This window comes from Streptomyces sp. NPDC023527 (assembly GCF_055560115.1).
In genome coordinates this window covers 378,439-392,262 of record NZ_JBVHJJ010000004.1, presented here as the reverse complement: position 1 = coordinate 392,262, position 13,824 = coordinate 378,439, and the positions used below count along the sequence as shown (strand labels likewise).

Sequence of the window (13,824 nt, the reverse complement as noted above, 5' to 3'; positions counted from 1 at the left end):
GGTGCTGAAGCCGAAGGACCGTAGTGCGGCGGCCCTTCGTCGCGAGTCATGTCTCACTCCCGGGGATACGCTCGTTCACGACGAATCGTTGCTTCCGACCGATCGCCGGAGAAACCCTTCATGCAGTCCAACGACGCCCGAACACTCCTGCAGTGCGCCGTCCCGACAGCCGTGGCCGGTGTCGTCGCTGTCGCCGTCAGCGGTGTGCTCGCCGGTGGCAAGGGCGCGGTCGGCGCCGCCGTCGGCACGTTGGTCGCGGGTGGCGTCATGGCCCTGGGCCTCTACGTTCTCCAGCGCACCGCCAGGTCTTTCCCGCATTTGTTCCAGGCCATGGGTCTGGTGCTCTATGTGACCCAGTTCCTGATCTCCGCGGTCGTTCTCGCGGTCTTCCGGGACACGTCGCTCTTCAACACGCGGGCCTTCGCCTTCGCCCTGCTCGCCGCCGTCCTCGTGTGGACCGCGGCGCAGACGCGCGCGTACATGAAGGCCAAGATCCTTTATGTGGAACCGGAATCCGCCGAGGCGAAGAAGTCCGCGCCCGCCGGGTCTCCGTCGTGACCGGTAGGGCCGCGATAAAGGTGCCGGCGCTCACCTGCTATCGTCCGGTGCCATCTGAGGCACAGTGGGCGCAGGCGGCTGAACACCCGAGTTTCCCGGGACGGAATCGGCAGTCCATGCTGCTGATGCCGAATACCCGGACCGGCCCCGCGCCGATCACCTGCCCCCCCATCCGTAAGACCAGTCCAGTGCCGTTCCGCGGCTGTGCGCCGCGCCGACACAACGAGGTTGCCGTACCTATGCGCCACGCTGAAGGAGCTCGCGGTGAGTGCTGACCAGATGCTCGCCTTCGAGACCGATTGCCACATCTTCGATGGGTGCGGGTTCCCAGCCCCAGGCCTCCACTCGTTCCTGTTCGAACCGATCTTCAGCATTGGTGGCTTCGACTTCAACAAGCCGATGCTGCTGGCCGTGCTCAGCACGGTCCTGATCATCGGTTTCTTCTGGGCGGCGTTCGGCCGGGCCAAGGTCGTTCCCGGCAAGCTCCAGATGGTCGGTGAGGCGGGTTACGACTTCGTACGCCGCGGCATCGTCTACGAGGCGCTCGGCAAGAAGGAGGGCGAGAAGTACGTCCCCTTCATGGTCTCGCTGTTCTTCTTCGTCTGGATCATGAACCTGTGGTCGATCATTCCGGTCGCCGCGTTCCCCGTGACCTCGATCATCGCCTTCCCGGCGGCTCTCGCCCTGATCGTCTACGTCCTGTGGATGTACCTGACGTTCAAGAAGCACGGCTTCGTCGGCGGTCTGAAGAACATCACCGGCTATGACAAGTCGCTCGGTGGCGTCCTCCCGCTGGCCGTGACCCTGGAGTTCTTCTCCAACGTGCTGGTCCGGCCGTTCACCCACGCGGTCCGACTCTTCGCCAACATGTTCGCCGGTCACCTGCTGATCCTGATGTTCACCATCGCCAGCTGGTACCTGCTGAACGGCATCGGCATCGCCTACGCCGGTGTCTCGTTCGTGATGACCATCGTGATGACCGCCTTCGAGCTGTTCATCCAGGCCGTCCAGGCGTACGTCTTCGTGCTGCTGGCCACCAACTACGTCCAGGGCGCGCTCGCCGAGCACCACTGAGCACCCCCGCTCCCCAGACCAACAATCGTCCGGTGGCCAACCCCCACCGGTCCGTGAAAGAGAAGGAAGAACGAGCATGTCTGCTGCTCTCCAGACCATCGCCGCTGGTGTCGAGATCAAGGGCAACCTCGGCTCGATCGGCTACGGCCTCGCCGCGATCGGCCCCGGCGTCGGCGTCGGCATCGTCTTCGGTAACGGCACCCAGGCGCTGGCCCGCCAGCCCGAGGCCGCCGGCCTGATCCGCGCCAACCAGATCCTCGGCTTCGCCTTCTGTGAGGCGCTCGCCCTGATCGGTCTGGTCATGCCGTTCGTCTACCCGTCTGCCTGATCGCGGCCTGACGACCACTGTTTTCGACGGAAGGCATTGATGTGAACGCCCTGATGATGGCGAACGAGGGGGAGCTGGAAAACCCCCTCCTCCCGCCGATCCCAGAGCTCGTCATCGGTCTGATCGCCTTCGCCATCGTCTTCTTCTTCCTGGCCAAGAAGCTCCTCCCGAAGATCAACACGACTCTGGACGAGCGTCGCGAGGCCATCGAAGGCGGCATGGAGAAGGCCGAGGCCGCCCAGGCCGAGGCTCAGCAGGTGCTCGAGGACTACCGGGCCCAGCTCGCCGATGCCCGCCACGAGGCCGCTCGCATGCGCCAGGACGCGCAGGAGCAGGGCGTCGCGGTGATCGCCGAGATGCGCGCCGAGGGACAGCGTCAGCGCGAGGAGATCATCGCTGCCGGCCACGCCCAGATCGAGGCCGACCGCAAGGCCGCCTCGGCGACGCTGCGCCAGGACGTGGGCAAGCTCGCCACCGACCTGGCCGGCAAGATCGTCGGTGAGTCCCTCGCGGACACCGCCCGGCAGAGCCGTGCCATCGACCGCTTCCTCGACGAGCTCGAGGTCAAGGCGGCCGACACGACGAAGGCCGAGGCGACCCGATGAGCGGAGCGAGCCGGGAGGCACTGGCCTCCGCACGTGAGCGCCTCGACGCGCTGGCGGACAACACGTCCGTGGACGCGGCGAAGCTCGCCGAGGACCTCGCCGCGGTCACCGCGCTGCTCGACCGCGAGGTCTCGCTGCGCCGGGTCCTGACCGACCCGGCGCAGGGCGGCGAGGCCAAGGCCGAGCTGGCCCAGCGCCTGTTCGGTGGCCAGGTGGGCGGCGAGGCCGCCGACCTGCTGGCCGGCATGGTCCGCTCCCGCTGGTCGCGCTCGCGCGACCTGGTGGACGCGGCCGAGGAGCTGGCCTCCAGTGCCGACCTGGTCGCCGCCGAGCGCGCCGGTGATCTGGACGACGTCGAGGACGAGCTGTTCCGCTTCGGCCGGATCGTCGGTGCCAACGCCGACCTGCGGTCCGCGCTGACGGACAAGGTCGCCGACCGGGCCGCCAAGGCCGGTCTGGTGCGCGAACTGCTGGGCGGCCGGGCCAACCCGGTCACCGAGCGGCTCGTGGTCCGTCTGGTGGCACAGCCGCGTGGTCGTAGCCTGGAAGCGGGGCTCAACGCCCTCTCCAAGCTGGCCGCCGACCGCCGGGACCGGATGGTCGCGGTGGTGACGTCCGCGGTGCCGATGAGCGATGCCCAGAAGCAGCGCCTCGGTGACGCGCTCGCCAAGCTGTACGGGCGGCGTGTCCACCTCAACCTGGACGTGGACCCCGAGATCCTCGGTGGTGTCCAGGTGCGGATCGGCGACGAGGTCATCAACGGCAGCATCGCGGACCGCCTCGCCGAGGCGGACCGGCGGATGGCCGGCTGACCAGCCACCAACTCAAGAGCATGACTGACGGCCCGAGTTGGGCCGACGGTGTCCTCCGGGGGCCCGCAGCACGACCGCTGCGGAAACCGGCCCCCGGAGAAGAAATACTTCGGGCCCAACAAGGAGAGCAGGGAACCCAGATGGCGGAGCTCACGATCCGGCCGGAGGAGATCCGGGACGCGCTGGAGAACTTTGTCCAGGCGTACAAGCCGGACGCGGCCTCGCGCGAGGAGGTCGGTACGGTCAGCGTTGCCGGCGACGGCATCGCGAAGGTCGAGGGTCTTCCCTCGGCCATGGCGAACGAGCTGCTGAAGTTCGAGGACGGAACCCTCGGTCTCGCCCTCAACCTCGAGGAGCGCGAGATCGGTGCGGTCGTCCTCGGCGAGTTCAGCGGCATCGAGGAGGGCCAGCCGGTGCAGCGCACCGGTGAGGTGCTCTCCGTCGCGGTCGGCGAGGGCTACCTCGGCCGCGTCGTCGACCCGCTGGGCAACCCGATCGACGGCCTCGGCGAGATCGCGACCGAAGGACGCCGCGCGCTGGAGCTTCAGGCTCCCGGCGTCATGGTCCGCAAGTCGGTCCACGAGCCGATGCAGACCGGCCTCAAGGCCGTCGACGCGATGGTGCCGATCGGCCGTGGCCAGCGACAGCTGATCATCGGCGACCGCCAGACCGGCAAGACCGCGCTGGCCGTCGACACGATCATCAACCAGCGCGACAACTGGCGCTCCGGCGACCCGAAGAAGCAGGTCCGCTGCATCTACGTCGCCATCGGCCAGAAGGGCTCCACCATCGCGTCCGTGCGCGGTGCGCTGGAGGAGGCCGGCGCCCTGGAGTACACGACGATCGTCGCCGCTCCCGCGTCCGACCCGGCCGGCTTCAAGTACCTCGCCCCGTACACCGGCTCGGCCATCGGCCAGCACTGGATGTACCAGGGCAAGCACGTCCTGATCGTCTTCGACGACCTCTCGAAGCAGGCCGACGCCTACCGCGCCGTGTCCCTGCTGCTGCGCCGCCCGCCGGGCCGTGAGGCCTACCCGGGTGACGTCTTCTACCTGCACTCGCGTCTGCTGGAGCGCTGCGCCAAGCTCTCCGACGAGATGGGTGCCGGTTCGATGACCGGTCTGCCGATCGTCGAGACGAAGGCCAACGACGTCTCGGCGTTCATCCCGACCAACGTCATCTCCATCACCGACGGCCAGTGCTTCCTGGAGTCCGACCTGTTCAACGCGGGCCAGCGCCCGGCGCTGAACGTCGGTATCTCGGTCTCGCGTGTCGGTGGCTCCGCCCAGCACAAGGCCATGAAGCAGGTCTCCGGCCGCCTTCGTGTCGACCTCGCCCAGTACCGCGAGCTGGAGGCGTTCGCCGCCTTCGGTTCCGACCTGGACGCGGCCTCGAAGTCGCAGCTGGAGCGCGGCAAGCGCATGGTCGAGCTGCTGAAGCAGGGCCAGTACGCCCCGTACTCGGTCGAGAACCAGGTCGTCTCCGTCTGGGCCGGTACCACCGGCAAGATGGACGACGTCCCGGTCGAGGACATCCAGCGCTTCGAGCGCGAGATGCTCGACTACCTGGGCCGTGAGCACAAGGGTCTGATGGACAGCATTGTCGAGGGCGGCAAGATGTCCGACGACACCCTCCAGGCGCTCGCCGACGCCATCGCCACCTTCAAGAAGCAGTTCGAGACCTCGGACGGCAAGCTTCTCGGTGACGACGCCACGGCCGCGAAGTGACGACGACGGAAGGGACCTGATCCATGGGAGCCCAGCTCCGGGTCTACAAGCGTCGCATCCGCTCCGTCACCGCGACCAAGAAGATCACCAAGGCGATGGAGATGATCGCCGCCTCGCGCATCGTCAAGGCGCAGCGCCAGGTGGCGGCATCGACGCCGTACGCGAGTGAGCTCACTCGCGCGGTGACGGCGGTGGCGACCGGCTCGAACACCAAGCACGCCCTGACCACCGAGGTCGACAGCCCCGTACGGGCCGCGGTCCTGCTCATCACGAGCGACCGCGGTCTGGCCGGCGGCTACTCCTCCAACGCCATCAAGGCCGCGGACCGCCTCACCGAGCGCCTGCGCTCGGAGGGCAAGGAGGTCGTGACGTACATCATCGGCCGCAAGGGCGTGGCGTACTACGGCTTCCGGGAGCGCCCGGTGGTGGAGTCGTGGACCGGCTTCACCGACAGCCCGACCTACGCGGACGCCAAGAAGGTCGCGGGCCCGCTGATCGAGGCCGTCCAGCTGGACACGGCCGAGGGCGGCGTCGACGAGCTGCACATCGTCTTCACCGAGTTCGTCTCGATGATGACGCAGTCGCCGATCGAGAAGCGGCTGCTGCCGCTCAGCCTCGAGAAGGCGGAGGAGCCCGAGGAGACGAAGGGCAAGATCCTTCCCCTCTTCGACTTCGAGCCGTCGGCCGAGGACGTCCTCGACGCGCTGCTGCCGCGGTACGTCGAGAGCCGGATCTACAACGCGCTGCTGCAGTCGGCCGCTTCCGAGCACGCCGCCCGCCGCCGCGCGATGAAGTCGGCGACCGACAACGCCGGCGAACTCATCAAGTCGCTGTCGCGGCTTGCCAATGCGGCCCGCCAGGCCGAAATCACCCAGGAAATCAGCGAGATCGTCGGTGGCTCCAGTGCCCTGGCCGACGCTAACGCGGGGAGTGACTGACCACTATGACCACGACTGTTGAAACCGCCACGGCCACCGGCCGCGTCGCGCGGGTCATCGGCCCGGTCGTCGACGTGGAGTTCCCCGTCGACGCGATGCCGGAGATCTACAACGCGCTGCACGTCCAGGTCGCCGACCCGGCCGAGGACGGCAAGCTCAAGACGCTGACCCTCGAGGTCGCGCAGCACCTGGGCGAGGGCCTGGTCCGCGCCATCTCGATGCAGCCCACCGACGGTCTGGTCCGCCAGGCCGCCGTCACCGACACGGGCGCGGGCATCACCGTCCCCGTCGGCGACGTCACCAAGGGCAAGGTGTTCAACACCCTCGGTGAGATCCTGAACAAGCCCGAGGCCGAGTCCGAGGTCACCGAGCGCTGGCCGATCCACCGCAAGGCGCCCAGCTTCGACCAGCTCGAGTCCAAGACCGAGATGTTCGAGACCGGCGTCAAGGTCATCGACCTGCTGACCCCGTACGTCAAGGGCGGCAAGATCGGTCTGTTCGGTGGTGCCGGTGTCGGCAAGACCGTGCTGATCCAGGAAATGATCTACCGCGTGGCCAACAACCACGACGGTGTGTCGGTGTTCGCCGGTGTCGGTGAGCGCACCCGTGAGGGCAACGACCTCATCGAGGAAATGACCGACTCGGGTGTCATCGACAAGACGGCGCTCGTCTTCGGTCAGATGGACGAGCCGCCGGGCACCCGCCTGCGCGTCGCCCTGGCCGGTCTGACCATGGCGGAGTACTTCCGCGATGTGCAGAAGCAGGACGTCCTCTTCTTCATCGACAACATCTTCCGGTACACCCAGGCCGGTTCCGAGGTGTCCACCCTGCTCGGCCGCATGCCGTCCGCGGTGGGTTACCAGCCGAACCTGGCCGACGAGATGGGCCTCCTCCAGGAGCGCATCACCTCGACCCGTGGCCACTCGATCACGTCGATGCAGGCGATCTACGTCCCCGCGGACGACCTGACCGACCCGGCCCCGGCGACCACCTTCGCCCACCTGGACGCGACGACCGTTCTGTCGCGCCCGATCTCGGAGAAGGGCATCTACCCGGCGGTCGACCCGCTGGACTCGACGTCCCGCATCCTGGACCCGCGCTACATCGCGCAGGAGCACTACGACTGCGCCATGCGCGTCAAGACGATCCTGCAGAAGTACAAGGACCTCCAGGACATCATCGCGATCCTCGGTATCGACGAGCTGGGCGAGGAGGACAAGCTCGTTGTCCACCGTGCCCGTCGCGTCGAGCGCTTCCTGTCGCAGAACACCCACGTGGCGAAGCAGTTCACCGGCGTGGACGGTTCGGACGTGTCGCTCGACGAGTCGATCACCGCGTTCAACGCGATCTGCGACGGCGACTACGACCACTTCCCCGAGCAGGCGTTCTTCATGTGCGGTGGCATCGAGGACCTCAAGGCCAACGCCAAGGAGCTGGGCGTCTCCTGAGCCCCGTGCTCTTCGACCGGGGGCGGGGCGCTCCCGCCCCCGGTCGTCACGTCCCCTATTCTTTGACCCAACACCCGCCGCACCCGGCGGGTGGAGACCCGAGGAGCCACGTTGGCTGCTGAGCTGCACGTCGAGCTGGTCGCGGCGGACCGAAGCGTCTGGTCCGGCGAGGCCACTCTGGTCATCGCGCGTACCACATCGGGTGACATCGGCGTCATGCCCGGCCACCAGCCGCTGCTCGGTGTGCTGGAGTCCGGCCCGGTGACCATCAAGACCGCCGATGGCAATGTCGTCGCCGCGGTGCACGGTGGGTTCATCTCGTTCGCGGACGACAAGCTCTCGCTTCTCGCCGAGATCGCGGAGCTCGCCGACGAGATCGATGTCCAGCGCGCCGAGCGTGCGCTGGAGCGTGCGAAGTCGGCGGCCGACGCGGCCGCCGAGCGTCGCGCGGATGTCCGGCTGCGTGCGGTCACGGGCGTTCACTAGCCCGCGACCCACAGAGATCGTCCCTCAGCCGCGGACCGCACTGGAGCCACTCCAGGGCGGTTCGCGGCTGAGGCAATACAGGTGCGGTTGCTCTAGATGATGCGAGGAGGTCGGTGGAGATGGTCCTCGCTCTGCTCGTGAGCGGCATCGTCGTCTTGCTGGTGCTGGTGGGACTCTTCGTCTTCGGGCTGCGCAGGCGGCTGATCCAGCGGTCCGGCGGGACGTTCGACTGCAGTCTGCGGTGGGATGTGCCCGAGAAGGACCCCGCCCCGGACGGCAAGGGGTGGGTGTACGGCGTCGCCCGCTACAACAGTGACCGGATCGAGTGGTTCCGGGTCTTCTCCTACGCGTATCGGCCCCGCCGGTTGCTGGAGCGCGCTTCCATCGAGGTGCTGGAGCGGCGTCCGCCGCTGGGGGACGAGGAGCTGGCCCTGCTGTCCGACGCGGTGGTGCTGATCTGTTCGCATCAGGGCACGCGCCTGGAATTGGCGATGAGCGAGGACGCTCTGACGGGGTTCCTGGCGTGGCTGGAAGCGGCGCCGCCCGGGCAACGAGTCAATGTGGCTTAAATGGGGTGTCTCGTTGGTTGGGGGTCCCCCCGGACGAAGTCTGGGGGAGAGTCAATGTGGCTTAAATGGGGTGTCTCGTTGGTTGGGGGTCCCCCGGACGAAGTCTGGGGGAGCGTGAATGCGGCTTGGCTTTCTGTGGCCTCGAACGCCGGCCGGGCTTTTGTGAGCCCGGCCGGCTTTTTCGTGCGGGTGGTCAGCGGAGCCCGTTGTCGACCGCGGTCATCAGCGTCCCACTGTCACCCGACATCTCCCAGATCATCACGCCGCCCAGCTTCTTCTCCTTGAGCCAGGCGGTCTTCTTGTTGATGGACCAGACGTCGTCGAAGGTCCACCACTGCCCACCGGCACCGGTGTAGCCGTAGGTCGCCACCGACTGCTCGTCGTGATACACGACAAGATTCGGTACGGACGCGAGCAGGTTGTCGTAGCCACGCGTCCCCGCCTCCTCCGGGAACTGGCCCGGTGCCGCGCCGCCCGCGCTCTGCCACTCGCCGTGCGCGCCGCCGTCCGCGACCTGCTGCCAGCCGCGCCCGTAGAAGGCGAGGCCGAGGACGACCTTGCGCGGGTCGACGCCCGCGTCGAGGTACGCCTGGACGGTCGACTCCACGCTGAACTTCGTCGTGTACGGGTCCTGCGCGTCGGCGTGGAGATTGCCCTGGTGGCCCGTGCGGTTGGGTTCCCAGCTGTTGTCGCTGCCGGAGCCGTGGAAGTCGTAGCCCTGGACGTTCGCGAAGTCCATGTAGTCGAACACGCTGGGCGTGCCGTCCTTCGTGGTGATGTCCCAGCCCGCCTCGATCTTGCCGGGGTCGGCCGGGGTGAAGGCGGTGAGCAGGTACTTCCTGCCCGTGGTGGAGCTCAGTGCGTCCAGCTGCCTGCGGAATTCCGCGAAGAGCAGCGTGTTGTTGGCCTTGTCGTCCTTGGAGACGTGGTTTCCGGCGTGGCCCTCGGAGCCGGGCCACTCCCAGTCGATGTCGAAGCCGTCGAAGATCCCGGCGGCGGCGCCCGTGCCGCCGCGGCCGCCGGTGGGCGGCAGGTTGCCCTTGATGTACATGTCGATGCAGGACTTCACGAACTTCTGCCGGGAGGCGTCGGTGCGGGCGACGTCCGAGAAGTACTTGCTGTAGGTCCAGCCGCCGATCGACATATTGATCTTGAGGTTGGGGTGCTTGGCCTTGAGCTTCTTGAGCTGGTTGAAGTTGCCGGCGAGCGGCTGGTCCCAGGTGTCGCCGACGCCGTCGACGGACTCGCCCGCCGAGAAGCCCTTCTCGTAGTCGGCCCAGGCGTCGCCCGCGCCGTCACCCTGGCTGGGGTCCTGGGGGTTGGGCGTCGTGGCCTTGGTGACGCCATTGAGACAGGTGAGGTTGGTGGGGTCGATGTTGGAGAACGAGTAGTTGATGTGGGTGAGCTTGCCGGCGGCGCCCGTGTTCTCCAGGGACTTCACGGTGTAGCCGCGCCCGTAGATGCCCCACTGGACGAAGTAGCCGACCTTGGCGCGGTCGACGGTCGGCTCGGTCCCGCCTCCGGTGGTGCGTACGGTCAGCGGCGGGCTCGCCTTGCTGGTCTGGTCGGCGGTGTCCCGGGCGATGACGGTGTACGTGTAGTCGGTGCCGGCCGTCAGTCCGGTGTCGTTGTAGGCCGGTTTGGTGACCGTGGCGACCTTCACGGTGCCGCGGTGGACGTCGTAGTTCTTGATGCCCTTGTCGTCGGTGGCGGCGGGCCACGTCAGGGCGACGGACGTGTCCGTGATGGTCGTCGCCTTGGGGGTGCCGGGGGCGGACGGCGGCTTGTCGGTGCCGTCGCCGGTGCCCGTACGGACGGTGGTGGCCGGGCTCGCGGGGCCGGTCTGGCCGGCGGAGTCCCGGGCGACGACCTTGTAGGTGTACGCGGTGTCGGCGGTCAGGCCGGTGTCGGTGAACGTGGTGGTGGAGACCGTGCCGACGACGGTCTCACCGCGGTACACGTCGTAGTTCTTGACGCCCTTGTCGTCCGTGGCCGCGGCCCAGCTCAGGCCGATGCTGTCGGCGGTCACGCCGGTGGAGGCGGGGGCGCCGGGGGCGCTGGGCGGGGTGTCGGCGGGGGAGCCCTCGCAGGGCCCGCCGTCGAGCTTGCAGCCGGCCGGGTCGCCGTCGCCCGCGCCGACGAAGCCGAAGGTGACGGCGGCGCCCGGCGCGATCGTGCCGTTGTACTCGCGGTTCTTCGCCGTGTAGTGCGAGCCCGAGCTGGTGATCAAGGCGTCCCAGTAGGCGCCGACCGTGGTCGTGGCGGGGAAGTCCCACTCCACGGTCCAGGAGTTGATCGTGGTGGTGCCGGTGTTCCTGACCGTCCACTCGGCCTGGAAGCCGGAGCCCCAGTCGGAGGTCTTGGCGAAGGTGGCGGTCGCGGAGGCGGCCCGGGGCGCGGCCGGTGCGGGGGAGGCGAGGCCGACCAGCGCGGCGGCCGGAAGCAGCAGCGCGGAGAGCGCCGCCACGGCTCTGAATATGTGGCGTCCGGTGCCTGGTGAGGTTCCTGTTCTCAAGGGTGCTCCTCGAGTGGGGGGTGTCGCCCGGTGCGCGTGCGCTGTCCGGACACCCGCACCGGGGCCGTGGTGGGGAGAGTAAAAAGGTCCGTACCAACGGTCAAGAGGTCTGGACCAGACCCAACTCCTGGGCCAGCACCGCCGCTTGCACCCTGCTGCGCAGCTCCAGTTTGCTCAGCAACCGGCTGACATGCGTCTTGACCGTCGCCTCCGCCATGCTCAGCCGCCGGGCGACCTCCGCGTTCGACAGCCCCTCGCCCAGGCAGGTGAGCACCTCGCGCTCACGGCGGGTGAGGGCGTCCAGGATCGCGGGGTCGGGAGCGTTCGCCGACCGTACGGGCGCGGGGCGGGCGAACTCCGCGATCAGCCGGCGGGTCACCGCCGGGGAGATCAGGCCCTCGCCGCCCGCGACCGTTCGTACCGCCGCGATCAGGTCGGCCGCGTCGCTGTCCTTGAGCAGGAAGCCCGAGGCTCCCGCGCGCAGCGCCCCGAAGACATATTCGTCGAGGTCGAAGGTGGTCAGCACCAGGACGTCGGCGAGCTGCTCCGCCACGACCCGCCGGGTCGCCGACACACCGTCCAGGCGCGGCATCTGCACGTCCATCAGCACCACATCCGGCCGCAGTTCGCGGGCCAGCCGCACGGCCTCCTCGCCGTCGGCGGCCTCCCCGACCACCTCGATGCCGGGCGCCGAGCGCAGGATGAGGACCAGCCCGGAGCGGACGGCCGCCTGGTCCTCCGCGACGACGACGCGGATCCCCTCCGGCGTGCCGGGGCCGGGCGCGGGCGATGTCGTGGTCACGGTGTTCCTCTGCCTTCCTCCGGTACGGGCAGTGCGGCCCGTACGCGCCATTGCTTGCCGTCGGGGCCGTCCACCGGCCCCGCCTCGAACTCCCCGTCCAGCAGGGCCACCCGCTCGCTCATGCCCACCAGCCCCGCCCCCGAGCCGGGCGCGCGTGGCATGGGGCCCGCGCCGAACGCGCTGGTCACCTCGGCCACCAGCGGGCTCCCGGTGGAGCGCGCCAGCCGCACGGTGACCGGGCCCGGCGCCGCGTGCTTGACGGCGTTAGTCAGCGACTCCTGCACAATGCGGTACGCCGCCAGCTCGACCGGCGCCGGCAGCGGACCCGGACCCCGCTCGTCGCACAGGACGAAGCGGAAGCGCTCGTCGCGCACGGCGGTACGGGCATGGGCGAGCAGCGCGTCCACGCCGTCGAGCCGGGGCGTGGCCGCGGGCTCCTCCTCGACGCCCGCCTGCCGCAGCAGCCCGATGAGGCGGCGCATCTCGGCGAGCCCCTGAACGCTGTTCTCCCGGATGACGCCGAGCGCCTCCTCGGACGCCTTGGGGTCGCCTATCGAGAGCGCCGCGGTGGAGTGGATCGCGATGGCCGACAGGTGGTTCGCCACCATGTCGTGCAGCTCGCGCGCCATCCGGGCGCGCTCGGCGCCGACGGCCTGCCGGCGGTCCATTTCGGCCAGCAGCGTCGTCCGCTCGGCCTCCAGCCGGGCCGCGTGCGCCGCGTCGCGGTGCCGGCGGATGCCCACCCCGGTCCAGGCCGGGGCCACCAGGAGCACCCCGAAGCCGAAGCCGACGAGCAGCCCCTCCGGCTCCCGGATGATCGCCAGGGCCAGCAGCGTCGCCAGCGCGGTGAGGACCTCGCAGACGCGCGGAATGCGCCAGGCGACGGACGGTCTGCCGTACAGCACCGCCGCGTACACCAGGTCCGTGTACATGGCGATCGTCGCGATGAGCGAGCCCGTACAGATGTCGAGGCAGATGGTGAGCGTGCCGATCGCGACCGCCGTCAGCGGGGCGCTGCGCCGCAGCAGCTCGGCGCCGCACATCACGACCAGCGCGACGAGGGTCAGCCACTTGGGCAGCCCGAGCAGCGGGAGGTTGTTGCGCAGGCCGAGGAACCACAGGGTGAGGCCGCCGATCAGCCCGGCGGCCGCGATGAGGACGGCCTCGCGGTCGGGGCGGTGGGGCAGGCGGACGGGCATGGATCCATCACAGCACGTGGGAGGCTGTGCGGTCGTCCGCTCCGGGGAGCTTCGAGACGGCGTGCGCTACATCGAAGGATGCAGTCGTGGATCGTCACCGGCGACGAAGAAATGGCCGGTCGGCGCCGGGAGGCTGGAGGTGAGGGAAGGAGAGATCCGTGATCGTCACGCTGATCGTCATCTGCGAGGTGGGCTTCTGGGTGCTGTTGGCCGGCGGCCTGAGCCTGCGCTACCTGGCCCGGATGCCGCGCACGGGGGCGGCGGTCCTCCTGCTGGAACCCGTACTGGAACTCGTCCTGCTGATCGCCACCGCCGTCGACCTGAAGAACGGCGCGCAGGCCGACTGGAAGCACGGCCTGGCCGCCGTCTACATCGGCTACTCGGTGGGTCTCGGCCACTCCACCATCACCTGGGTCGACCAGCGCTTCGCCCACCGCTTCGCGGGCGGCCCGCCGCCCGTGAAGCCACCGAAGTACGGCATGGCCCGCACGGTCCACGAGTGGAAGGTGGCCGCCCGCTGGGTGCTGGCCTCCGCCGTCGCGATCGGCCTGCTCCAGGCGGCCACCTGGTACGTCGGCGACTCCGGTGACGTCAGCTCGCTGCGCGCCTGGCAGACCAAGATGCTCGCCGTGATCGGCATCAACGTCGTCATCGCGCTGAGCTACACGCTGTGGCCGAAGCAGCCGAAGCCGGGGGACGTGGACCACGCCGAGAGCCCCCGGGCCTTCGAGAAGCGCTGATCAGCGCTCCCCGCCCGGCACCC

General features: G+C 69.0%; 14 protein-coding genes. 11 read left to right on the top strand and 3 right to left on the bottom strand.

What is annotated here, in order from left to right; genetic code table 11:
- Positions 1 to 120: 120 nt before the first annotated feature.
- The 10 genes from ACZ303_RS10895 to ACZ303_RS10850 all read left to right on the top strand — a co-directional run bounded on the left by ACZ303_RS10895 (position 121) and on the right by ACZ303_RS10850 (position 8,545).
- A complete protein-coding gene (locus tag ACZ303_RS10895) occupies positions 121 to 558 on the top strand; it encodes a hypothetical protein (RefSeq protein ID WP_467337321.1) in 438 nt (145 codons plus the stop codon).
- A 279-nt stretch (positions 559 to 837) separates the two neighbouring features.
- The gene (atpB, locus tag ACZ303_RS10890; RefSeq protein WP_467337478.1) at positions 838 to 1,632 is read left to right on the top strand and encodes a F0F1 ATP synthase subunit A; all 795 of its coding nucleotides are present in this window, start codon (positions 838 to 840) and stop codon (positions 1,630 to 1,632) included.
- A gap of 76 nt (positions 1,633 to 1,708) precedes the next feature.
- A complete protein-coding gene (gene atpE / locus ACZ303_RS10885; RefSeq protein WP_087926250.1) occupies positions 1,709 to 1,960 on the top strand; it encodes an ATP synthase F0 subunit C in 252 nt (83 codons plus the stop codon).
- A gap of 53 nt (positions 1,961 to 2,013) precedes the next feature.
- Complete coding sequence (locus ACZ303_RS10880; protein ID WP_467337476.1) at positions 2,014 to 2,565, top strand: F0F1 ATP synthase subunit B; 552 nt, start codon at positions 2,014 to 2,016, stop codon at positions 2,563 to 2,565.
- A complete protein-coding gene (locus ACZ303_RS10875) occupies positions 2,562 to 3,377 on the top strand; it encodes a F0F1 ATP synthase subunit delta (protein ID WP_467337318.1) in 816 nt (271 codons plus the stop codon). The genes ACZ303_RS10880 and ACZ303_RS10875 overlap by 4 nt, the downstream gene beginning before the upstream one ends.
- Before the next feature lie 140 nt (positions 3,378 to 3,517).
- Positions 3,518 to 5,104, top strand: a complete 1,587-nt coding sequence (atpA, locus tag ACZ303_RS10870; RefSeq protein WP_467337316.1) for a F0F1 ATP synthase subunit alpha — start codon at positions 3,518 to 3,520, stop codon at positions 5,102 to 5,104.
- Positions 5,105 to 5,127: 23 nt separating this feature from the next.
- Positions 5,128 to 6,042 (top strand): F0F1 ATP synthase subunit gamma, encoded by a 915-nt coding sequence (locus ACZ303_RS10865; RefSeq protein WP_467337314.1) that lies wholly within the window; start codon positions 5,128 to 5,130, stop codon positions 6,040 to 6,042.
- Positions 6,043 to 6,047: 5 nt separating this feature from the next.
- Positions 6,048 to 7,490 (top strand): F0F1 ATP synthase subunit beta, encoded by a 1,443-nt coding sequence (gene atpD, locus ACZ303_RS10860; RefSeq protein WP_467337312.1) that lies wholly within the window; start codon positions 6,048 to 6,050, stop codon positions 7,488 to 7,490.
- A 111-nt stretch (positions 7,491 to 7,601) separates the two neighbouring features.
- Complete coding sequence (locus ACZ303_RS10855; RefSeq protein ID WP_467337310.1) at positions 7,602 to 7,976, top strand: F0F1 ATP synthase subunit epsilon; 375 nt, start codon at positions 7,602 to 7,604, stop codon at positions 7,974 to 7,976.
- A gap of 119 nt (positions 7,977 to 8,095) precedes the next feature.
- Entirely contained in the window at positions 8,096 to 8,545 is a 450-nt protein-coding gene (locus ACZ303_RS10850) for a DUF2550 domain-containing protein (protein ID WP_467337474.1), read from the top strand.
- 193 nt (positions 8,546 to 8,738) lie between these two features.
- Here ACZ303_RS10850 and ACZ303_RS10845 read toward each other — a convergent pair whose 3' ends face one another.
- From ACZ303_RS10845 to ACZ303_RS10835, 3 genes are all read right to left on the bottom strand, one after another.
- Positions 8,739 to 11,012: a glycosyl hydrolase family 18 protein gene (locus ACZ303_RS10845; RefSeq protein ID WP_467337308.1), complete on the bottom strand. Its 2,274-nt coding sequence runs from the start codon at positions 11,010 to 11,012 to the stop codon at positions 8,739 to 8,741.
- 148 nt (positions 11,013 to 11,160) lie between these two features.
- The gene (locus tag ACZ303_RS10840; protein ID WP_467337306.1) at positions 11,161 to 11,862 is read right to left on the bottom strand and encodes a response regulator; all 702 of its coding nucleotides are present in this window, start codon (positions 11,860 to 11,862) and stop codon (positions 11,161 to 11,163) included.
- Positions 11,859 to 13,061 carry a sensor histidine kinase gene (locus ACZ303_RS10835; protein ID WP_467337304.1) on the bottom strand — a complete coding sequence of 401 codons (1,203 nt, stop codon included), beginning with the start codon at positions 13,059 to 13,061 and terminating at the stop codon, positions 11,859 to 11,861. Before ACZ303_RS10835 ends, ACZ303_RS10840 begins: the two co-directional genes overlap by 4 nt.
- 158 nt (positions 13,062 to 13,219) lie before the next feature.
- Between ACZ303_RS10835 and ACZ303_RS10830 the strand changes: the two genes are divergently transcribed.
- Entirely contained in the window at positions 13,220 to 13,801 is a 582-nt protein-coding gene (locus tag ACZ303_RS10830; protein WP_467337302.1) for a hypothetical protein, read from the top strand.
- Positions 13,802 to 13,824 lie beyond the last annotated feature (23 nt).

Coding starts and splice junctions, on each gene's coding strand:
- atpE (WP_087926250.1), top strand. CDS start 1,709: ATGTCTGCTGCTCTCCAGACCATCGCCGCTGGTGTCGAGATCAAGGGC.
- ACZ303_RS10895 (WP_467337321.1), top strand. CDS start 121: ATGCAGTCCAACGACGCCCGAACACTCCTGCAGTGCGCCGTCCCGACA.
- atpA (WP_467337316.1), top strand. CDS start 3,518: ATGGCGGAGCTCACGATCCGGCCGGAGGAGATCCGGGACGCGCTGGAG.
- atpD (WP_467337312.1), top strand. CDS start 6,048: ATGACCACGACTGTTGAAACCGCCACGGCCACCGGCCGCGTCGCGCGG.
- ACZ303_RS10865 (WP_467337314.1), top strand. CDS start 5,128: ATGGGAGCCCAGCTCCGGGTCTACAAGCGTCGCATCCGCTCCGTCACC.
- ACZ303_RS10875 (WP_467337318.1), top strand. CDS start 2,562: ATGAGCGGAGCGAGCCGGGAGGCACTGGCCTCCGCACGTGAGCGCCTC.
- atpB (WP_467337478.1), top strand. CDS start 838: ATGCTCGCCTTCGAGACCGATTGCCACATCTTCGATGGGTGCGGGTTC.
- ACZ303_RS10880 (WP_467337476.1), top strand. CDS start 2,014: ATGATGGCGAACGAGGGGGAGCTGGAAAACCCCCTCCTCCCGCCGATC.
- ACZ303_RS10850 (WP_467337474.1), top strand. CDS start 8,096: ATGGTCCTCGCTCTGCTCGTGAGCGGCATCGTCGTCTTGCTGGTGCTG.
- ACZ303_RS10835 (WP_467337304.1), bottom strand. CDS start 13,061: ATGCCCGTCCGCCTGCCCCACCGCCCCGACCGCGAGGCCGTCCTCATC.